Origin of the sequence: Caulobacter sp. ErkDOM-E (assembly GCF_048541895.1) — a bacterium.
GTDB lineage: Bacteria > Pseudomonadota > Alphaproteobacteria > Caulobacterales > Caulobacteraceae > Caulobacter.
Map to the genome: position 1 here is coordinate 835,898 of NZ_CP183331.1, position 20,925 is coordinate 856,822.

Here is a 20,925-nt window from a genome sequence, read left to right on the forward strand (position 1 = left end):
GACAGCCGGTTACCACTTCTTGGTGATGCTCACACCGTAGAGGCGCGGCTCCTGAGTGATGACGTTGGTGAACAGGCCCGAGGAGTCGTCGCTGGTGTAGGCGTCGATGATCGGAACGTCGTTCAGTAGGTTCTTCACATAGGCGTCGACCTCCAGGCCCCATTCCGACTTCTCGAGCTTGAGGGTCAGGTTGGCGTTGTCCCAGGCCTTCAGGCGGTCGTAGGCGGTGTTGTAGACCCGGGCGTACTGGCCCGTCTGGCGGTAGTAGTCGCCGCGCAGCGTGGCCGACCAGCCGGCCGCCATGTCCCAGCGATACTGGGCGCCGATCGAGGTCGTCCAATGCGGCGAGCTGGGCAGCTCGTTGCCGGAGATGTCAGCCGCCGTACCTTCGATCGAGTAGCCGGCGCCGTAGTTATAGAGGCCGGTGCCGTTGGCCAGGAAGTTGGCCGTGGCGGCGGGAGCGCCTCGGCTCTGCAGGAAGCCGGCAAACACCGCCGGACCGCCGCAGGCGAAGGGCAGGGTGCCGCCCTGGCCGATGGCCAGCAGGGTGGCGACGCCGGCCGTGCTGAGCACGCAGTTGGCGCCGACGCTGGCGTTGGGCAGGCCCGGGCCGACCTTGACCAAGGTGTAGGCCGGGTTGCTCTGCGTGCGGTCCATCGTGTCGATCGACTTCACGCCCTTGCCGATCTCGGTGTGCAGGTAACCGACATTGGCGTTGATGCGCAGATTGTAGATCGGCGACCAGATCGACTCGAACTCCAAGCCATAGACCTTGGCGTTGACGTTCTCGTTGACCGAGGTGCGGTTGACGATCTTCGAGATCTGGTAGCCTTGGTAGTCGTAGTAGAAGCCCGTCGCGTTCATGATCAGGCTGCCACCCATCAGGGTGTTCTTGGTGCCCAGTTCGAACGCGTTGACGAATTCCGGATCAAAGGTTTGCGGGATGCCGACGGCGTTGGCAGGCACGCCCGGATTGATGCCGCCGCCCTTGTAGCCCTTGGAATAGAAGGCATAGACTAGGGTGTCGTCGGTCATCGACAGCTCTGGCTTGTAGTCGAAGCCGAAGCGGCCGGTCAGTTCACTGAAGCTGACCTTGGCGGTCGGCGTGACCGGGTCGAGGACCAGGCCGGTGCCCGGCGCGAGCAGCACGGTCTTGTAGTTGTCGACTTCCTTGCGGTCGCGCGTCTGGCGCAGGCCCAGGGTGAACTTCAGCTTGTCATTGGCCTGCCAGTACATTTCGCCAAACAGGGCGTCCGACTTCAGGCGGTAGGGGGTGCGGTTGTCATAATAGTTGTGACCCGAGCCGTCGGGCGTGGCCCCGGTGTCGATGCCGATACAGGTCAGCGGCAGGGTGACCGGATTACAGTTTGGATTGCCGCCATTGCCCGGCGTGGTGGCGTTCAGGGCCAGGGCCGACAGGGTCAGCGAGTTGCCGATCACATAATAGTCGGTGACCGTCTCGTAGTCGAAGTGGATGCCGCCGATGTTGAAGTTCAGCGGGCCATCGAAGTTCGACGACAGGCGGAATTCCTGACTGAACTGTTCGGCCGCGTTGGACGAGATGTCCAGCGTGGTGAACTTGTTCGTCCGGCCCGTCTGCGGATCGGTGAAGAAGCCGCCCGGCGTGAAGGGCGTGTTGTTGAACGGCACGGCCGAGACGTTGCGGTTGTAGTCCTGCTTCGAATAGACTGAGTTCTCGCTGTACGACGTCATGGCCGTGATGGTCAGGCTGTCGGTCAGGTCGTAGTTCAGGGTGAACTGATAGACGTCCGACTTGGACCGGTAGATCGGGTCGAACGACGACTCGAACTTGTTCAGATCCTTGTCGGTGGTGTCGCCGGCGTTCACGTCGCCGCTGGTGAAGCCGAAGATGTTGCCCAGCTCGCCGGTGAGCGTGCCCGAGCTGTTGACGGTGCCATAGGCGTTGTTGCTGTACAGCGAGCCGGGCAGGCAGCCCTGGGTCAGGAAGATGCGCGCTGCGCCGGTCGCGACGCCGCCGACGGTGGCGGGGCCGTTGTCCTTGGTGCACAGCTGCTTGCCGGTGCGCGAGCGGGCGTCATCTTCATCGAAGCGCTCCCACAGGAAGTTGGTGCGCAGCTTTTCCGTCGGGTTGAACATCACCGAGATGCGGGTCGAGTACAGATCCCGGTCGTCCACCTTGTTGCCGGTGAACGTGTTGGTCATGAAGCCGTCGCGCTTCAGATAGGCGCCGGCGGCCCGGATGGCGAGCTTGTCGCCGAAGATCGGCACGTTGATCATGCCGCGGACCTTCTGGGTCCCGTAGTTGCCGACTTCGGCGCGGGCCATGGCCTCGAAGGTGTCGGTCGGCTTGGCGGTGATCAGGTTGACCACGCCGCCAGTGGCGTTGCGGCCGTACAGCGTGCCTTGCGGGCCGCGCAGAACTTCCACGCGCTCCATGTCGTAGAATTCGGCTTCGAACAGGTTGCCCGACTGCTGGGGGGCGTTGTTCAGGTGGACGCCGACGCCGGCGTCGGCCGATGCGCCGACTGCCCGGGCCCCGATGCCGCGGATCTGGAAGTTGAAGCTGTTGGTGAAGTTGCTCTTGGCGAAGCTGACGTTCGGAATGGCAAGCTGAAGATTCGGACCCCCGTCGATCTTCTGGGCTTCAAGCGTGTCCTGGCTGAAGGCGGAAACCGCGATCGGCACGTCCTGAAGGGCTTCTTCCTTCTTCTGGGCGGTGACGACCAGTTCCTCGATGACCGTGGTCTGCTGACCGGTCTGGGCCAGCACGGGTGTGGCGACGGCTGCGAGCACGGCCGCCGAAGCGCCCATGGCCAACAGGCTCCGCAAACGCGAAGATTGCGACATTCGAATTCCCTCCCTGAACGCCGCGGCTCCTTATGGCGGAGCCTGCGTGCGTCGCTTGTTTCCTCGGCGCCGTACAATTCGCGCTACGCGGGCGTACGGCGGACCCCTCGCAGCATAGGCAGATTGCATACTTGCGTTCTTTGACTGTCAACTGCCGTCAGCCTAAGTGAACAGCGATAGGTTACGCCTTTTCACTTTCCCCGGCATCACGTTCTCCTGTTTGGGGCAAGTTTCCACCGGTATTAGAAAAGCGGGTTTGGCGCTTACCTAGCGGCAGCCTCCGCAAAGGCGCCCAAAACCCGGGCGCAATGGTTTGCGGCCTCCTGCGGCGTTGGTCGATTACGGCCTTGGGTATTGACCCAGATCATTGTTTTTTGGGGCTTGATGCGTCCTGGCGAGCCGTTGCTGGACCCCGCCGCGCCGCTGGACCGTTTCGAGCCGTCGCCGCCTGGTGTAGAGGGAGCCATGGCTTTCTGTTTCTACTCTTGTGCAGCCCGCCGTGCGCCGGGCCGGAGAACCGTTCATGACTGACGCCGCCCTGGTGCTGTTCTCCGGCGGCCAGGACAGCAGCGTCTGCCTGGCCTGGGCGCTGGAGCGCTATGCCCGCGTCGAGACGGTCGGCTTCGACTATGGCCAGCGTCACGTCATCGAGATGGAGGCGCGCGTGGCTGTGCGTCACCAGATCGCCGCCCGCTTCCCGCACTGGGCCGAGCGCCTGGGCGAAGACCATGTGCTGGACCTCAAGGGTTTCGGCGCCGTCGCCGAGAGCGCCCTGACCGCCGACCGGGCCATCGAGATGACCGACCGCGGCCTGCCCTCGACCTTTGTGCCCGGCCGCAACCTGGTGTTCCTGATCTATGCTGCGGCCCTGGCCGACCGGCGGGGCATCCCGGCGCTGGTCGGCGGCATGTGCGAGACCGACTTCTCGGGCTATCCTGACTGTCGGCGCGATACGCTGGACGCGATGCAGACCGCGCTGAACCTGGGCATGGATCGCGACTTCCGCATCGAAACCCCGTTGATGGCCCTGACCAAGGCGGAAACCTGGGCCCTGGCCAAGGCGCTGGGCGGCGAGGACCTGGTCGATCTGATCGTGGTCGAGAGCCACACCTGCTATCGGGGCGAGCGCGGCGACCTGCACCCCTGGGGCCACGGCTGCGGCGACTGCCCGGCCTGCGACCTGCGCCAGAAGGGCTATGAGGACTGGGACGCGGCGGGGCGCGCGGTGCTGGTCTCGTGACCTACAGCGTCAAGGAAATCTTCCTCACCCTGCAGGGCGAGGGCGGTCAGGCGGGCAAGGCGGCGGTGTTCTGCCGCTTTTCCGGCTGCAACCTGTGGACCGGCCGCGAGCAGGATCGCGCCAAGGCCGTCTGCACCTTCTGCGACACTGATTTCGTCGGCACGGACGGCGAGAACGGTGGAAAGTTCGCCACGGCCGAGGCCCTGGCCGATGCGGTCGAGGCCCAGTGGACAGGCGGGCCGAACGACCGGCTTGTCGTCTGCACTGGCGGCGAGCCGCTGCTGCAACTGGATCCGCCCGCCATCGCGGCCTTGCACGCCCGGGGTTTCATGATCGCGGTGGAGAGCAACGGCACCGTCGAAGCGCCTGACGGCATCGACTGGGTCTGCATCAGCCCCAAGGCCGACGCCCCCGTCGTCCAGACCCGGGGCCAGGAGTTAAAGCTGGTCTATCCGCAGGACAAGGCCCTGCCGGAGCGGTTCGAAAGTCTGGATTTCGAGCGCTTCTACCTGCAGCCGATGGATGGTCCCGATCGCGACCGGAACACGCAATTGGCGGTCGCCTATTGCCTTTCCCACCCTCAATGGCGTTTAAGCGTCCAAACACACAAATATCTCGGCCTGCCCTGACGGATAAGGCGCTCGACCTGGTGACAGGGTCGTTGCGCTAGAGCCTCCCAGGCCCTGTCAAAAGAAGTACCTGATGAAGCCTGTCTTCGAGATCACGAAGGCCGCGACGTTCGACGCGGCTCACTACATCGAGCAAGGTCCCGCCGACCATCGCTACCGCAAGCTGCACGGCCACTCGTTCAAGGTGGAGGCCAGCGTAAAGGGGCAGATGCAGGACGCCGGCTGGGTCGCCGACCTCGAGGGCCTGGACACGGCGCTCAAGGCCGTGGCCACCGAGCTGGATCATGGCCTGCTGAACGATCGCCCCGGTCTGGAAAGCCCGACCCTGGAGCGTTTGTGCCTGTATTTCGCCGAGCGGCTGACGCCGACCTTTCCGGGTCTGTCGCGCGTGGTGATCTCGCGCCCGACCATCGGCGAAAGCTGCGCGCTTTGCCTTTAGGGGCGAGGCTTTAGCGCGAGCGCTTCCACTCTTCATATTCGCGCTTGTCGCGGTCCTTGGCGCTTTCGCCTGGGATCACCGCCTTGCCGGTGGCGACGACGGCCTTGCCGCCAACCTTGGCGGCGCCCCCGACCACGGCGCCGGTGACGCCAATGGCGGTGCCGGCCACCATGCCGACGGCGCTGGCCGCGACGCAGCCCTGCAGGCTCAGGCCCAGCGCGACCAGGGCGGCGGTGGACATCAGACGTTTGGCGGTCATGGCTCGCTTATCCCGGCTAACAGCGACCCCATGATGGCTAACAGGTCTTAAGACCGGCTTAGCCGAAGTCGATGGCGATCGCGTCCTCGTCCCGCCGCCAGGGGCCCTTGTATCCGGCGGCCACCTGCCGTCGCCGATCGGGGCCGAAATAGCCCTCGCAGCGGATGAACGGGCGGGGATGCTCGATCAGCAGGGTCAGGCGATGGACCAGGCTACGGCCGGTCACCGGCTTGGTCAGGAACTCGTTGACCCCGGCGTCGCGGGCGTCCTGGACGCGCCGCATCGTCGAATGGCCGGTCACCATCAGGACCGGCGCGAAGGGATTGGGACTGGCGGGCGAGCGGCGCAGCAGGTTGACGAACTCGATGCCGCCCAGCAGGCCCATCTTCAGGTCGGTAATGACGATGTCGATCGGCACGCGCTGCATCATTTGCAGCGCCTCGCCGCCGTCGATGGCCTCAAAGATGTTCCGGACGCCGATGGCGCGCAGCATCTCGGTCAACAGCAGCCGCATGTGCTGATTGTCGTCGACGAGCAGAATTTTCAGGGTGTCGAAGCGCACGCGTTTTCTTGAGCCCTGACGCGCACTAGCGCAACCTATGCGCGAATCAATTATAAGACGTCCGCATTGGAAGAAGCATTACAGCTTCGCAACATAACAGGTCAACCCAAAAACCTGAGTGTTTTCAGTGATCAGACCATATTGGATAAAGTTGACAGACCAGTGGTCTCAGAAACGGTCGGTCTGGCCCGGGTGAAAGGCCCCGCCGCCGGTCTGGGCGCGATGGCGCAGGAAGGCGTCGGCCAGGACGCAGGCGGTCATGGCCTCGACCACCGGCACCCCGCGAATGCCCACGCAGGGGTCGTGGCGGCCCTTGGTGCGCAGCTCCACCTCTTCGCCCGCCTCGTTGACGGTGTCGCGCGGGATCAGGATGGAGGAGGTGGGTTTGAAGGCCACCCGGGCCACCACCGGCTGGCCGGTCGAGAGGCCGCCCAGCACGCCGCCGGCATGGTTGGTCAGGAACACCGGACCGTCATGGCCCATCCGCATCTGGTCGGCATTGTCCTCGCCGGTCAGGGCGGCGCTGGCGAAACCCTCGCCGATCTCGACGCCCTTGGCGGCGTTGATCGACATCAGGGCCGCCGCCAGTTCGGCGTCCAGCTTGCCATACAGCGGCGCGCCCCAGCCGGCCGGCACGCCGGTGGCCTCGACCTCGACGATGGCCCCGGTCGAGGAGCCGGCCTTGCGGATCTTTTCCAGGTGCTCTTCCCACACCGGAATGATCGCCGCATCGGGCGACCAGTAGGGATTGTTGTCGATCTCGCTCCAGTCCCAGCGCGAGCGGTCGATGGCGTGCGGGCCGATCTGCACCAGGGCCGCGCGCACGCTCACCCCGGGGATCACCAGCCGGGCGATGGCGCCGGCCGCGACCCGGGCGGCGGTCTCGCGTGCCGAGCTGCGCCCGCCGCCGCGATAGTCGCGCACGCCGTACTTGGCGAAATAGGGATAGTCGGCATGGCCCGGCCGGAAGGCCTGAGCGATCTCGCCATAGTCTTTCGAGCGCTGGTCGGTGTTGTCGATCATCAGGCTGATCGGCGTGCCGGTCGTGCGCTGGCCGTCGCTGCGGCTGTCCTCGAACACGCCTGACAGGATGCGCACCGCGTCCGGTTCCTGGCGCTGGGTGACGAACTTGCCCTGGCCCGGGCGGCGCTTGTCGAGGAAGCCCTGGATCATCTCCGCCGTCAGGGCGATGCCGGGAGGGCAGCCATCGACGACGCAGCCGAGCGCCGGTCCATGGCTTTCGCCCCAGGTGGTGACGCGGAACAGATGACCGAAGGTGTTGTGCGACATGGCGGGGCTTCTAGCGGAAACAGCCGGCTGCGGCAAAGGCGGGCAGGGGTTTGCGCACTTGCCCCCTCCGCGCTTCGCGCTCCTCCCCCGGAGGGGGAAGATGAGGTCGGTTCATCCGCCCCCGCCGGGGGCGGACGGCTGCGAAGCAGCCCGGTGGGGGCCTGCGGCGCTGGCCGCTCACCCCCGAACCTTCGCGGCCTCTGCCAGATAGAGCTCCAGGTTGGTCCAGCCCGAGCCGTCCCTGGCCGGCGCCGCGCCATCGGCCTTCTTCGGATTGAGCCCATGCGCTGCTTCCCACGCATCGGGCATGCCGTCGCTGTCCGTATCCGGCGCGGCGACGCCGGGCGCCAGCACGGGCCAGCCGCCGACATCCTGTTCTTTGTTGATGATCTTGCCGGTTCTGGTCCTGACGCCCTCGATCACGCGCAGATCGACTGTGTCGCGCCAGACCGAGGCCCCGGCGTCGGCCAGCACGCGGTCATAGGCGCTGGCGGCGGGATCGGCGGCGATGGGAGCGATGTCGATCGGAGACGCCTGGCGATAGCCTTCCACCTGCAGGCCGGTGACCAGGCTCCAGGGATCGGCCGGAACCACGCCGTTCATGCTGTTGCCGGCGAACCAGGCCCTGGCCAGGCTGTTGCTCTCGTTGAAGGCGATGGGCTTTTCAGAGCTGGGGCCCATGACATAGGCGTTGTCGACGAAGTTGTAGGCGACCAGCGCCGCCTTGTCGGCGTCATAGCCGGCATGGCCCTTGCCCCAGTTGTAGAAGACATTGGAGCGGAATTCGATAAATGCCCCGACCGGGTCCTTGTCGGGCCCGTCATAGTTGCCGGGGCGCGGCATGCGGGCCAGGTGGTTGGCCCACAGATTGTGGTGAAAGCTGATCTTCGAGCCCTGGCCGCCGCGGATCAGGCTGCCATAGCCGTGGTCGCCCTTGGCGTGGATCGAGTGGGCCAGGCTTTCGCTGATGATCGACCACTGCACGGTCAGGTCATGGAAGCCCTGTTCGGGATTGTCGAAGCGGGCCGAGGCCGACAGGGTCTCGTCCACCGACCAGCTGGCCGAGACGTGGTCCAGGATGATGCGGTGGCCCTTGGCGATCCAGATCGCGTCGCCCTCGGTGCGGCTTTCGGCGCCGAGCCGCGAGCGGATGAAGCGGATCACCACATCGTCGGCGGCCACGATCAGGGTCTGGTCGCGCAGGGTGATCCCGCCGCCCGGCGCGGTCTGGCCGGCGAGGGTGATCTGGCCGTTGGCGATTTTCAGCGGGCTCTTCAGGGCGATCGTGCCGGCCACGTCGAACACCACGGTGCGCGGCCCCTTGGCCTCGACGGCGGCGCGCAGCGAGCCGGGGCCGGCGTCCTCCAGGGTGGTGACCTTGATCACTGCACCGCCGCGTCCGCCGACACTCAGGCGACCCGCGCCCTCTGCGCCGGGGAACGCGACCACCTCTTTCGGCGCGGCTACGCCGGACGCCGTGGCGCAGGCGGTCAGGGCGAGGGTCAGGGCGGCCAGGCTGGCGGCGTTGTGAAGCGGGCGGCGCATCGGTTTCATCCCCGGTGGAGCGGCGTCTGCGGCGCCGGTGTCTTGGCGCGAAAATGGCGGCGGGGCGCGGCTTTGTCCACCGGTGTCATTTCTCCGTCGAAGCCACCGGCCCCCTCCTGACCGCTTCGCGTTTCATCTTCCCCCTCCGGGGGAAGACGGCTGCGCAGCAGCCCGTAGGGGGCAAGTCTGGCGGACACGGTTTCACAACCTCGCGCTTTCGCTGCGATGGGAATGGGAAGGGTCGCGGAGCGCCCGGGCCTCGCCCGGAGGATTGGGATAGTTGAATACCGTTTCGACGAAGACAGACGCTCCGCGTGATCGTTATCCCTCTGGCCGGGGTGCGCAGGCCTGTTCAGCCTTTTGCCCCACCCGGGTTTTGTCCTGCCTCGCGACGGACCCAGCCTTGGGCTGCAGCCACGCCGATTCCGGAGGAACCCGGAGCGAACCTTCGGACGGGCGGAGGCCTTGGCTTGCCCCCGATAGGCGGGTTTACGTCACCCGCCCTCTCTTTAAACCGGCCGCCCGGGCATACGCCCGAACGCTGGCCCCGCTCGATCACCCCTGACAGCCGCAACGGTCGCCGTACGTGCGCCCTTCCTGTGCTGTCAGGTGAGATTGATTATGCAGGCGGTTTCGGCGCGTCTGATGGGCGCGATCAAGTTTTTTACAAGCGGTTGATCGGGTTGGGGTTTGTTCCGGAAAGAATGGGGATTGAACGCGGCGTATCCCCGTACGCCCAGCCCTCTCCCAGAGGGTGAGGGAGGGACCCACGCTTGCGTGGGAGGGTGAGGGGTTACGCCGTCAGCCGTCCTGGCGCCTAAAGGCCCTGCCTTGTCCGGAGGGGCTTCGCAAACCCCTCATCCTCCCACGCCTGCGGCGCGGGCCCCTCCTTCTCCCTATGGGAGAAGGGTTCGATCTGGGCGCGTCCCGCCCCCCTTCGCGCCGAAGGGAGCCATCCTTAAATCTCACGGCGAGACGATCGCCGGTCTGTCCAGGTTGCTCAAGGCCGGCCCTGCGGGCCGCCGCGACGCGGCCGCCGGAGGCGGGCCTTGACCAACCTGGACAGACCGGCACGCTGCAGCCTCCAGGAGATTTAAGGATGAGCGGGACGCGGGGCGTCCGCTTTCGTGGCAGGCGCCAATATCTGCTTTCGACCCATCTCGGAAGTTCGGAGAGTCCGCTTGTGGTCAGTTGCGAAGCGGCTAGGTTCGCCACCGTGAGGCTCATCATCTTTGATTTCGACGGCGTGGTCGCCGACAGCGAGGCTTTGGCGAATCAAATTCTCGCCGAAGGGCTGAGTGCGATCGGGCTGCCCACGACCACCGAAGAGGCCCTGGATTTCTACATGGGCCGCCGGTGGGCCGACTGTGTCCTCCATATGGAGCAGCGGCTTGGACGTGCCTTGCCTCAGGACTTTCTCACGAGTCAGATCGCTACGATCCACGCTCGCTTGGTCGCTGAGGTGCAGCCGGTGGCGGGTGTTTTGAACTTCCTTCAACAGCATGCTGGCGTGGCGCGCTGCATCGCCTCCTCATCGTCCGTGGACTACATCGGGAAGTGTTTGAGCCGCATGGCGATGACGCACTGGTTCGAACATCTGTTCAGCGGTCAGGACGTCGAACGCGGCAAACCTCATCCGGACCTTTTCCTCAAGGCCGCCGCCGTGCTGGGCGTCCCGACGGCCGACTGCGTGGTCATTGAAGACAGCCCTATGGGGGCATGGCGGGCAAGGCAGCAGAGATGCTTACGATCGGTCTAACCGCAGGTTGCCACGTGCTTGATGGCCACTGCAATCGTTTGGCGGAGGCGGGTGCGGACGTTGTGGTGTCAAGTTACGCAGAGGCGGCTCGATTTCTCAGTGGACGCATGCGCTAGCGAGTCGCAACTCGAAGGTCGCAATCCACCCCAACCCAAACCCCGCAAGGTCCGCCTCAGCGCCCCCTTGGCGCCCCTAACGCGGCGCGCGATCCAGCGAGCGGATGTAGGCCGTCAGGTCGGCGATATCGATCGAGGTCAGCGGCTTGCGCGGCATGCGGTAGTGGCCGACCTGCGAGATCGCTTCCAGCTCCCAGTCGAGGCGGGTGTTGCGATAGGTCTGGGCGACGCTGGCGAAGCTGGGCGCGGCGGTCTTGGGGTTGCCGGCGCTGGAGCCTACCGCGTGGCACTGCGAGCATTCGGTCAGGGCCAGGCTGCGCCCGCGCGCTGCCAGATCGGCCTTTGATGGCTCTCCCGGCATGGTCGCGCAGGCGACCAGACTGGCGCCGGCGGCCAGGACGAGGATCAGGCGACGGGTGGCGATCAAGGGCGATGACATGGTGACGCTCGGGCCCAGTGGGGGTCAGATTTGAGTGTGCGCCCCGGCGGCGGGTTGCAATTGATCGGGATCAATTCCGGGTGGGTTCGGGCGCCTAGTCGACCTTCGCCAGCACGCCGCGCAGGGTTTCGACCACCTGATCGACGTGGCTCTTTTCGATGATCAGCGGCGGCGACAGGGCGATGATGTCGGCGGTCACGCGGATCAGCAGGCCGGCGTCGAAGGCCGCCTCGAACACCTCCATCGCCCGGGCCGTGGGCGCGCCGGGGCGGGCCTCCAGCTCGATGCCGCCGATCAGGCCCAGATTGCGGATGTCGATGACGTGGCGGGCGTCCTTCAGGCTGTGCATGGCCTCCTGCCAGTAGGCCTCCATCCCCGCCGCCCGGGCGAACAGGTCGTCTTCCTTGTAGGTCTCCAGCGTCGCGATGCCGGCCGCGCAGGCCAGGGGGTGGGCCGAATAGGTGTAGCCGTGGAAGAGCTCGATGGGGGCGTCGGCGCCTTCCATCATGGCGTCGTAGATCTTGTCGCTGGCGGCGACCGCGCCGCAGGGCACGGCGGCGTTGGTCAGGCCCTTGGCCATGCAGATCAGGTCGGGCGTGACGCCGAAGCGGTCGGCGGCGAACGGCGCGCCCAGGCGGCCAAAGCCGGTGATCACCTCGTCGAAGATCAGCAGGATGTCGTGCTTATCGCAGATGGCCCGCAGGCGCTGCAGATAGCCCTTGGGCGGGATCAGTACGCCGGTCGAGCCGGCCACCGGCTCGACGATGACGGCGGCGATGTTGGAGGCGTCGTGCAGGGCGACGATCTTTTCCAGAGTGTCAGCCAGGTCGGCGCCGTGCTCGGGCTCGCCCTTGGCGAACAGGTTGCCGGCCACGCCGTGGGTGTGGGGCAGGTGGTCGACGCCGGTCAGCAGCGAGCCGAAATACATCCGGTTCTTGGGGATGCCGCCCACCGAGATGCCGCCGAAACCGACGCCGTGATAGCCGCGCTCGCGGCCGATCAGCCGGGTCTTGGTCCCCTTGCCCCGGGCGCGGTGATAGGCCAGCGCGATCTTCAGGGCGGTGTCGACCGACTCCGAGCCTGAGTTGGTGAAGAAGATCCGGTCCAGGCCCTGCGGCGTCACCTGGGCCAGCTGGCTGGCGAAGGCGAAGGCCAGGGGATGGCCCATGTTGAAGCAGGGGGCGTAGTCCATCTCGGCGGCCTGCTTCTGGATCGCCTCGCGGATGCGGGGGCGGTCGTGGCCGGCGTTGACGCACCACAGGCCCGAGGTGGCGTCGAGGATCTCGCGGCCTTCGGGGGTCTTGTAGTGCATGTCTTTCGCGGACGAGAGCATGCGCGGATGGGCCTTGAACCGCCGGTTGGGCGTGAACGGCATCCAGAAGGCGTCGAGGTTGTTGGCGCCGAAATCGGGCATGGGCGGTCTCGAAGGCTGGGCCGGGGGCTGGCGTCGGGCGAGGGATCATGCACTGTGATCGCAATTGACCGCTTTCTGGAAGCCCCTTCGTGCCCGCCGCCCCGCAAAGACGCGCCCTGGCCGATTCCACGGCCGTGCATGACCAGGTTTATGACGCCATCCGTCAGGCCCTGATCACCGGCCGCATCGCGCCCGGCGTCGGGGTCAGTCTGCGCAGCCTGGCCGCCGAGCTGGGGGTCAGTCCGATGCCGGTGCGCGACGCGGTGCGGCGGCTGGCGGCCGAGCGGGCTCTGGCGATCAATCCGGCCAACAAGCGCCTGTCGGTGCCGTCCCTGACCGCCGACCGGCTGGAACAGCTGTCCCAGGCCCGGTTGTGGATCGAGCCCGAGCTGGCCGCCCGCGCCGCGCGCCATGCCGACGAGGGGCTGATCCGGACCCTGCAGGCCATCGATGCCCGGCTGGACGCCGCCCTCGCGGCCGGCGATGTCGACGGCTACATGACCGCCAACCACGCCTTTCACTTCGCCATCTATGAGCGCTCAGGCGCCGATGTGCTGTTGTCGATGGCCGGCGGACTGTGGCTGCAGATCGGGCCGTTCATGCGGGTGGTGTTCGGGCGCGTCGGCACCGGCAGCCTGCCGGCCGACCGTCACGCCGAGGCGATCGCCGCCCTCAAGGCCCGCGACGCCGACGGCGCCCGCCGCGCCATCGCCGCTGACCTGTCTGAAGGCATGGACAAGATGCGGACCGCCGTGGAGGCGGGCGCATGAGCGGCCGTCTTGACAGGCGCGCTGAGGCCGCGAACTGTGATCACAGTTTCAGGAAAGCCTGCCCGTGACCCTTGCCGCCGCCCTTCATGCGTTGAACCAACACGCCGACCTGACGTCGGTGTGCGTGACGCTGAGGTGACCTCCCCATGACCGGCCTGAAACTCGTCGAAACCGCCGCCCTTATCGATGGCCTGTGGATCCAGGCCGACGCGACCTTCGCGGTGATCAACCCGGCCGACGGGACGGTGATCGCGCAGGTCGCCGATCTGGGCGCGGCGCAGACCGTCATCGCCATCGACGCCGCCCATCGCGCCTTCCCGGCCTGGGCGGCGCGCACCGCCAAGGATCGCGGAGCGATCCTGCGCCGGTGGAGCGACCTGATGCTGGCCCATGCCGACGACCTGGCCCGGCTGATGACCGCCGAGCAGGGCAAGCCCCTGGCCGAGGCGCGGGGCGAGGTCGTCTATGGGGCCAGTTTCATCGACTGGTTCGCGGAGGAGGCCAAGCGCGGCCACGGCCAGTCGATCCCGACGCCGGATCCCAACAAGCGGCTGATGTCGATCAAGCAGCCGGTCGGAGTGTGTGCGGCCATCGCGCCGTGGAACTTCCCGATCGCCATGATCACCCGCAAGGTCGGTCCGGCCCTGGCGGCCGGTTGCACGGTGGTGGTCAAGCCGGCGGCCGAGACCCCGCTGTGCGCCCTGGCCATCGCCCGGCTGGCGGTGGAGGCGGGCGTGCCGGCCGGGGTGCTGAACATCGTCACCGGCAAGGACGCCAGCGCCATCGGCAAGGCGCTGTGCGATGACCCGCGCGTGCGCAAGCTGTCGTTCACCGGCTCCACGCCCGTGGGCAAGACGCTGTACGCCCAGTGCGCCGGCACCATGAAGAAGCTCAGCCTCGAGCTGGGCGGCAATGCGCCGTTCATCGTCTTCGACGACGCCGATCTGGAGGCCGCCGTCGACGGCGCCATCGCCAGCAAGTACCGCAACACCGGCCAGACCTGCGTCTGCGCCAACCGGCTGATCGTGCAGTCGGGCATCCATGACGCCTTCGCCGCCCGGCTGACGCAGAAGGTCGCGGCGATGAAGGTCGGTCCCGGCACCGGCGAGGGCGTGACCATCGGTCCGCTGATCAATGACAAGGCCCTGATCAAGGTCGACAGCCTGGTGCGCGAGGCGGTTGAGGCCGGCGCCGTCGTCCTGATCGGCGGCGACGCGCATGGCCTGGGCGGCCTGTTCTACCAGCCCACCGTCCTGACCGGCGCGACAGCGGACATGCGGCTGTTTCAGGAGGAGATCTTCGGCCCGGTCGCCCCCATCGTGAAGTTCGAGACCGAGCAGGAAGCCATCGACCTGGCCAACGCCACGCCGTTTGGCCTGGCCGCCTATTTCTACAGCCGCGATGTCGGCCGCTGCTGGCGGGTGGCCGAGGCCATCGAGGCCGGCATGGTCGGCATCAACGAAGGGATCATCTCCACCGAGGTCGCGCCGTTCGGCGGGGTCAAGGAGTCGGGCCTGGGCCGCGAGGGCGCGTCCGAGGGGCTGGATGAGTATTTCGAGACCAAATATCTGTGCTTTGGCGGGGTGAAGGGATGATGCGTTCGCGCCGCCATTTCCCCATCTCCCGTCATTCCCGCCCTTGTGGCGGGAACCCCTCTGTCCGCCGCAGGGGCGGTGGTGTGGCGGGCCGGCCCGCCAATGCGCTTCACGTGTCAGCTGAACCAGGGGTTCCCGCCACAAGGGCGGGAATGACGGGAGTTTTTTTCGGGGCGGCGGGATGATGGCGGAACTCGCCAACGCGTCCACCCTCGAAGGGTTGATGCAGGCCGAAGCCGCGCGCTTCACGGCCGAGCATCCGCGCAGCGTGGCGATGGCCGGGCAGGCGGCGCAGGTCTGGCGCGGCGGCGCGCCGATGCACTGGATGAACGACTGGGCCAGTCCCAGCCCGATCTTCGCGGCCCAGGGCGTCGGAGCCCAGATCACCGATGTCGACGGCAGGCTGTATGACGACTTCTGCCTGGGCGACACGCCGTCGATGTTCGGCCATGGCGACGCGGCGGTGGCCGCCGCCGTGTCGGACCAGATCAGGCGCGGCGCGGGCTTCATGCTGCCGACCGCCAGCGCGATCCTCGTCGGCCGCCTGCTGGCCGAGCGTTTCGGCCTGCCGCTGTGGCAGAGCGCGACCACGGCCAGCGACGCCAACCGCGCCGCCATCCGCTGGGCGCGGGCGGTCACCCAGCGGCCGGTGATCCTGGTGTTCGACGGCTGCTATCACGGCATGGTCGAGGACGCCTTTGTCGTCCTGAAGGACGGCCAGCGGGTGATGAAGCCCGGTCTGCTGGGCCAGGTCCACGACCTGACCGCCACCACCTGGGTCGTACCGTTCAACGACCTGGCCGCCCTGGAAATGGCCCTGGCTTCCGACCAGGTGGCCGCCGTCCTGGCCGAGCCGGTGATGACCAATTGCGGGATGATCCTGCCCGAGCCCGGCTTTCACGAGGCCCTGCGCCGGCTGACCCGCGACTCCGGAACCCTGCTGATCCTCGACGAGACCCACACCCTGTCCAGCGGTCCCGGCGGCTATGCCGGTCTGCACGGGCTGGAGCCCGACATGTTTGTGGTCGGCAAGGCCATCGCCGGCGGCGTGCCGGCCGCCGTCTGGGGCGTCACGGCCGAGCTCTCCGAGCGCATGGATGAGACCCAGGCGCGGATCGGACCGGGCCAGTCGGGCATCGGCACCACCCTGTCAGGTAACGCCCTGGCCATGGCGGCCATGCGCGCCATGCTGACCGAGGTCATGACGCCCGCCGCCTATGACCGCATGCTGGCCGGGGCCGAACGCCTGGTGGCCGGGCTGAACGGTGTGATCGCGGCGCGCGGTCTGCCCTGGTCGGTGGTCCACGTCGGGGCGCGGGTCGAGCTGGTCTTCGCCGATCCCGCGCCAAAAAATGCCGCCCAGATGCGCAAGGCGCTGGACCACGACCTCGTGGCCGCGCTTCATCTGTGGCTGATGAACCGGGGCGTGCTGATTGCGCCCTTCCACAACATGATGCTGGTGTCGCCGGTAACTGAAGACGCGTCGATCGACCGGTTGGTCGCGGCCGTCGACGGGTTCGCCGCCGAGATCGAGGACCTGTCCGCATGAGCCATCCCATGGTCGCCGATCCCCAGGAATGCCGCGACTTCCTGGCCGCCAATCCGCAGGTGCGGTTTGTAGATGTGTTCTTCACCAGCATGACCGGCGTGCCGCGCGGCAAGCGGCTGCGGATCCACGAGCTGCAGGCGGTCTATGACTATGGCCGCTTCCTGCCCGGCTCGATCCTGGTGGTCGACACCACCGGGGCCGATTGCGAGGATACCGGTCTGGTCTGGGAAGACGGCGACGCCGACCGTCGCGCGCGGCCGGTGCCCGGCACCCTGACCCTGGCCCCGTGGCTGGGCGACGACATGGCCCAGGTCATGCTGTCCCTCTACGAGCTGGACGGCACGCCCAACGATCTGGACCCGCGCCACGTGCTGCAGCGGGTGCTGGACCGCTACGCCGCCGACGGCCTGACGCCGGTCGCGGCCTGCGAGCTGGAATATTACCTGGTCGACCTGGAGCGCACCGCCGACGGCGACCTGCAGCCGCCCAAGTCCCTGCAGACGGGCCGTCGCCCGCACGGCATTGAGGTCTATGGCCTGCCCGAGCTGGAGGCCATCGCCCCGTTCCTGCGCGAGCTGTGGGACACCGCCGACGTGATCGGCGTGCCGCTGGAAGGGGCGATCTCGGAGTTCGCGCCCAGCCAGGTCGAGCTGACCCTCAAGCACAAGCCTGATGCGCTGCGGGCCTGCGACGACGCCCTGCTGTACAAGCGCATGGCCAAGGGCGTGGCCCTGCGCCATGGCTGCGAGGCCACCTTCATGGCCAAGCCCTGGGCCGACAAGGCGGGCAACGGCTTCCACGTCCATGTCAGCTTCAACGACAAGGACGGCAATAACCTGTGCGCTGACGAGGACCCCGAGGGCTCGCCGATGCTGCGCCACGCCATCGGCGGCATGAAGCAGTTGCTGGGCGAGGGCATGGCGATCCTGGCGCCCAACGCCAACAGCTATCGCCGCTTCAAGGCCAACAGCTATGCGCCGGTCGCGGCGACCTGGGGCGTCAATAACCGCACGGTGTCTCTGCGTATTCCGGCCGGACCGGCTCCGACGCGCCACGTCGAGCACCGCGTCGCGGGCGCGGACGGCAATCCGTACCTGGTGATGGCCGTGCTGCTGGCCAGCGCTCACCACGGCTTGACCAACAAGATCGATCCGGGTCCGGCGGTGGTTGGCGACGGCTATGCGGCCGCGGCCAAGGAGAAGTCGCGTCTGCCGTCCCACTGGTTCGCGTCGGTTGATCTGTTCGATCAGTCGGCCGTGCTGCGCGACTATCTGGGTGATCGCTTTGTGGACATGTTCGTGTCGGTGAAGCGGACCGAACAGGCGAGGTTCTTCGAGGTGGTCACCAGCCTCGATTTCGATTGGTACCTGCGCAACGCGTGATCACGCTGCGCGGCAATGGCTTTGGGTTGAAAACCGCCGGGGGGATCGCCGGCTTCGAACAAATAGGGAGCTTTGAGGGACCATGAGCACCATTACCCAACGGGGCATGCAACGGGCCGGAATGAACCGCCGATCGCTGCTGACGGCCACGGGCGCCGCCGCCATCGGCCTGACCTTCACCGCCTGCGGCGAGAAGCCCGCGCCCGCCGCCGGCGGCGCCGAGGAAGCCAAGCTGAACTTCTACAACTGGGACACCTATATCGGCGACACTACCCTGGCCGACTTCAAGACGGCCACCGGCGTTGACGTGAACATGAGCCTGTTCGCCACCAATGATGAGCTGTTCGCCAAGCTGAAGGCCGGCAATCCGGGCTTCGACGTGATCGTGCCGTCCAACGAGTTCGTCACCCGCATGGGCCAGGCGGGCCTCCTGGAGCCGCTGGACCATGCCAAGATCCCGAATCTGACGAACATCGACCCGGCCTTCATGGACCCGGAATACGATCCGGGCCGCAAATATTCGATGCCCTATACCTGGCTGGTGCTGGGCATCGGCTATCGCAAGAGCAAGGTGAAGGGCGTTCCTGACAGCTGGAAGTACCTGTTCGACAGCGACCAGTACAAAGGCAAGATCGCCCTGCTGTCGGAAAGCGCCGACCTGATCCGCCTGTCGGCCAAGTACAAGGGCCACAGCGTCAACAAGATCCCGCCTGAACTGCTCGCCGAGATCGAAGCGATGCTGATCAAGCAGAAGCCGTTCATCAAGGCGTTCCACGACGACAACGGCCAGGACATGCTGGCTTCGGGCGAGGTGGATCTGGTCCTGGAATACAACGGCGACATCGCCCAGTTGATGACCGAGGACGACGATGTCGGCTTCGTGGTGCCCAAGGAAGGCAGCCTGATCAATTCCGACACCCTGTGCATCCCCAAGGGCGCGCCGCGTCCGCTGAACGCCCACAAGTTCATCAACTATCTGCTGGATGCGCAGGCCGGGGCGGCGATCTCCAAGACCATCCTCTATCCGACGCCCAACGCAGCGGCCAAGGCGCTGATGCCCGACGACTACAAGAACAATCCGGTGATCTTCCCGCCGCTGGATGTGATGGCCAAGTGCGAGTACGGCGCCTTCGAAGGGGCCGAAAAGGCCAGCCAGTACGAGGAAGTCATCACGCGGGTGCGGGCGGCTTGAGCCAGATCCTCCCCCTTCGGGGGGAGGTGGCCCAAAGGGCCGGAGGGGGCAGCGCGGCCTAGGTCGCATTAGCCCCCTCAGTCGCTCCGCGACAGCTCCCCCAGAGGGGGAGCATCTACCTAGGACAGGGGGTTGGGATGGAACAGAGCTGGAAACAGGCCAAGGCGGTGTTCGCCGGCGCGCTCGGCCCGCCGCTGTTCTGGCTTGTGCTGTTCTTCCTTGTGCCGCTGGCCATCGTCTGGGCCTACAGCTTTGGCAACAACGACGGCCTGACCGAGATCGCCATCACCGGCACGTTCAAGAACTACGCCCGGGCGATCGAGCCGCTGTATCTGAAGATCTTCCTGAAATCGGCCTGGGTGGCGGCCATCACCACGGGGCTGTGCCTGGTGATCGGCTTTCCGGTGGCCCTGGCCATCACCTTCGCGTCCGAGAAGACCAAGACCTGGCTGCTGCTGCTGATCATGCTGCCGTTCTGGACGAACCTGCTGATCCGCACCTACGCCCTGATCGCGGTGCTGCGGACCGAAGGCTACGTCAATATGGGCCTGGAGTGGCTGTGGAAGGGCGGGGGCACGGCGGCGGCCCTGCTGGGCCTGCAGCCGCTCGGCGACTTCCAGCCGCTGGAGCTGCTGCACAACAATTTCGCGGTCATTCTGGGCCTGATCTATGTGCACCTGCCGTTCATGGTGCTGCCGCTGTATTCGGCCCTGGACCGGCTGGACAAGTCGCTGCTGGAGGCCAGTCTCGACCTTGGCGCCGGCCACCTGCAGACCCTGTTCAAGGTGGTCGTGCCCCTTGCCCTGCCGGGCATCGCGTCGGGCGTGCTGATCACCTTCATCCCGGCCCTGGGGGCCTATCTGACGCCCGACCTGCTGGGTGGTCCCGACAGCCAGATGATCGCCAATGTCATCGAGCGCCAGTTCAAGCGGGCCAATGACTGGCCGTTCGGCGCGGCGATGTCGTTCCTGCTGATGTACATGACCTTCATCGCCATCGCCTTGCAGGCGGTGCTGTCTCGCAAGACCCCGGAGGCCAAGTGATGGCGAAACGCTCCGCTCCCGGTCCCCTGGAATATCTCCGCCGCTGGCAGATGCAGGCCTGGCTGGCGGCCGTGGCGATCTTCCTCTACGCGCCGCTGATCGCCCTGATGGCCTTCAGCTTCAATGACAGCCGGCGCAACATCGTCTGGAAGGGCTTCACGCTCAAATACTACGAGAAGGCCTTCAACAATGCGGGCCTGATCGAGGCGTTCGGCAACAGCCTGACCATCGCGGCGGTCTCGACCGTGGTCAGCGTTGCGCTGGGCGCCATGGTCGCCCTGGCCCTGTGGCGGTTCCGCTTCCCCGGCAAGACGGCCCTGAACGGGGCCCTGGCCCTGCCCATCGTGGTGCCCGAGATCTGCATGGGCGTGGCCATGCTGGTGTTCTTCGCCAAGGTGATGCCGTGGCCGCAGGGCATGGTGTGGCCGCTGAACCTGGGGGCGATCATCATCGCCCACGTCTCGTTCTCGTTCCCGTTCGTGGCGGTGGTGGTGCGGGCCCGGATGACCAGTTTCAACCGCGAGATGGAGGAGGCGGCCCGCGATCTGGGAGCCGGCGAGTGGCGAACGATCCAGGACGTGATCCTGCCGCACATGGCCCCGTCTCTGGTGGCCGGGGCGCTGCTGGCCTTCACGCTCAGCCTCGATGACTTCGTCATCACCTTCTTCACGGCCGGACCGGACACCGTGACCTTCCCGGTGAAGGTCTATTCGATGGTCCGGTTCTCGGTGACGCCTGAGGTCAATGCGGCCTCCACCATACTGATCGTGCTGACCGTGATCCTGACGGCGGCGGCGCTGAAGATGCAGGGCAATTCGGCGGCCACGGCCGGACATGGGGGAGAGAAGTCGTGAGCATCATCACCTTCGAGAA

18 protein-coding genes and 1 pseudogene are annotated in these 20,925 nt (G+C 66.6%); 11 read left to right on the top strand and 8 right to left on the bottom strand.

Going from position 1 to position 20,925, the window contains the following annotated elements; all coding sequences use genetic code 11:
• Positions 1-9 precede the first annotated feature (9 nt).
• A complete protein-coding gene (locus ACN2C7_RS04150) occupies positions 10-2,829 on the bottom strand; it encodes a TonB-dependent receptor (protein WP_419320019.1) in 2,820 nt (939 codons plus the stop codon).
• 523 nt (positions 2,830-3,352) lie between these two features.
• Here ACN2C7_RS04150 and queC point away from each other — a divergent pair.
• The 3 genes from queC (at position 3,353) to ACN2C7_RS04165 (ending at position 5,137) form a co-directional block, all read left to right on the top strand.
• Positions 3,353-4,069 (top strand): 7-cyano-7-deazaguanine synthase QueC, encoded by a 717-nt coding sequence (gene queC / locus ACN2C7_RS04155; RefSeq protein WP_419320021.1) that lies wholly within the window; start codon positions 3,353-3,355, stop codon positions 4,067-4,069.
• A complete protein-coding gene (queE, locus tag ACN2C7_RS04160; protein WP_419320022.1) occupies positions 4,066-4,698 on the top strand; it encodes a 7-carboxy-7-deazaguanine synthase in 633 nt (210 codons plus the stop codon). The genes queC and queE overlap by 4 nt, the downstream gene beginning before the upstream one ends.
• A 73-nt stretch (positions 4,699-4,771) precedes the next feature.
• Complete coding sequence (locus ACN2C7_RS04165; RefSeq protein ID WP_419320025.1) at positions 4,772-5,137, top strand: 6-carboxytetrahydropterin synthase; 366 nt, start codon at positions 4,772-4,774, stop codon at positions 5,135-5,137.
• 10 nt (positions 5,138-5,147) lie between these two features.
• On the opposite strand, the gene ACN2C7_RS04170 is transcribed toward ACN2C7_RS04165, so the two are convergent.
• The 5 genes and pseudogenes from ACN2C7_RS04170 to ACN2C7_RS04190 all read right to left on the bottom strand — a co-directional run bounded on the left by ACN2C7_RS04170 (position 5,148) and on the right by ACN2C7_RS04190 (position 8,793).
• On the bottom strand, positions 5,148-5,396 hold the full coding sequence (locus ACN2C7_RS04170) for a hypothetical protein (RefSeq protein WP_419320027.1): 249 nt from the start codon (positions 5,394-5,396) through the stop codon (positions 5,148-5,150).
• 58 nt (positions 5,397-5,454) lie between these two features.
• Positions 5,455-5,958 (bottom strand): response regulator, encoded by a 504-nt coding sequence (locus tag ACN2C7_RS04175; RefSeq protein ID WP_419320028.1) that lies wholly within the window; start codon positions 5,956-5,958, stop codon positions 5,455-5,457.
• Between the two features lie 168 nt (positions 5,959-6,126).
• Complete coding sequence (gene aroC, locus ACN2C7_RS04180; RefSeq protein WP_419320030.1) at positions 6,127-7,248, bottom strand: chorismate synthase; 1,122 nt, start codon at positions 7,246-7,248, stop codon at positions 6,127-6,129.
• A 61-nt stretch (positions 7,249-7,309) separates the two neighbouring features.
• Positions 7,310-7,387, bottom strand: a pseudogene (locus tag ACN2C7_RS04185) (hypothetical protein); the annotation flags it as partial.
• Positions 7,388-7,425: 38 nt separating this feature from the next.
• A complete protein-coding gene (locus ACN2C7_RS04190) occupies positions 7,426-8,793 on the bottom strand; it encodes a pectate lyase family protein (protein ID WP_419320032.1) in 1,368 nt (455 codons plus the stop codon).
• A gap of 1,216 nt (positions 8,794-10,009) precedes the next feature.
• Between ACN2C7_RS04190 and ACN2C7_RS04195 the strand changes: the two genes are divergently transcribed.
• Positions 10,010-10,552, top strand: a complete 543-nt coding sequence (locus tag ACN2C7_RS04195; RefSeq protein WP_419320035.1) for an HAD family hydrolase — start codon at positions 10,010-10,012, stop codon at positions 10,550-10,552.
• 192 nt (positions 10,553-10,744) lie between these two features.
• On the opposite strand, the gene ACN2C7_RS04200 is transcribed toward ACN2C7_RS04195, so the two are convergent.
• Positions 10,745-11,107 (bottom strand): c-type cytochrome, encoded by a 363-nt coding sequence (locus tag ACN2C7_RS04200; RefSeq protein ID WP_419320037.1) that lies wholly within the window; start codon positions 11,105-11,107, stop codon positions 10,745-10,747.
• Between the two features lie 94 nt (positions 11,108-11,201).
• Entirely contained in the window at positions 11,202-12,521 is a 1,320-nt protein-coding gene (locus ACN2C7_RS04205; RefSeq protein WP_419320038.1) for an aspartate aminotransferase family protein, read from the bottom strand.
• Between the two features lie 89 nt (positions 12,522-12,610).
• On the opposite strand from ACN2C7_RS04205, the gene ACN2C7_RS04210 reads away from it, so the two are divergent.
• The 7 genes from ACN2C7_RS04210 to ACN2C7_RS04240 all read left to right on the top strand — a co-directional run bounded on the left by ACN2C7_RS04210 (position 12,611) and on the right by ACN2C7_RS04240 (position 20,906).
• Positions 12,611-13,291, top strand: coding sequence for a GntR family transcriptional regulator (locus ACN2C7_RS04210; RefSeq protein WP_419254184.1), 681 nt, complete (start codon positions 12,611-12,613; stop codon positions 13,289-13,291).
• 146 nt (positions 13,292-13,437) lie between these two features.
• The gene (locus ACN2C7_RS04215) at positions 13,438-14,886 is read left to right on the top strand and encodes an NAD-dependent succinate-semialdehyde dehydrogenase (RefSeq protein ID WP_419320039.1); all 1,449 of its coding nucleotides are present in this window, start codon (positions 13,438-13,440) and stop codon (positions 14,884-14,886) included.
• 181 nt (positions 14,887-15,067) lie between these two features.
• Positions 15,068-16,435 carry an aspartate aminotransferase family protein gene (locus ACN2C7_RS04220; RefSeq protein ID WP_419320040.1) on the top strand — a complete coding sequence of 456 codons (1,368 nt, stop codon included), beginning with the start codon at positions 15,068-15,070 and terminating at the stop codon, positions 16,433-16,435.
• A gap of 8 nt (positions 16,436-16,443) precedes the next feature.
• The gene (locus ACN2C7_RS04225) at positions 16,444-17,817 is read left to right on the top strand and encodes a glutamine synthetase family protein (RefSeq protein ID WP_419321395.1); all 1,374 of its coding nucleotides are present in this window, start codon (positions 16,444-16,446) and stop codon (positions 17,815-17,817) included.
• Between the two features lie 82 nt (positions 17,818-17,899).
• The gene (locus tag ACN2C7_RS04230) at positions 17,900-19,009 is read left to right on the top strand and encodes an ABC transporter substrate-binding protein (protein ID WP_419320041.1); all 1,110 of its coding nucleotides are present in this window, start codon (positions 17,900-17,902) and stop codon (positions 19,007-19,009) included.
• Positions 19,010-19,146: 137 nt separating this feature from the next.
• Positions 19,147-20,052 (top strand): ABC transporter permease, encoded by a 906-nt coding sequence (locus ACN2C7_RS04235; RefSeq protein ID WP_419320042.1) that lies wholly within the window; start codon positions 19,147-19,149, stop codon positions 20,050-20,052.
• Entirely contained in the window at positions 20,052-20,906 is an 855-nt protein-coding gene (locus ACN2C7_RS04240) for an ABC transporter permease (protein ID WP_419320043.1), read from the top strand. The genes ACN2C7_RS04235 and ACN2C7_RS04240 overlap by 1 nt, the downstream gene beginning before the upstream one ends.
• Positions 20,907-20,925: the final 19 nt, after the last annotated feature.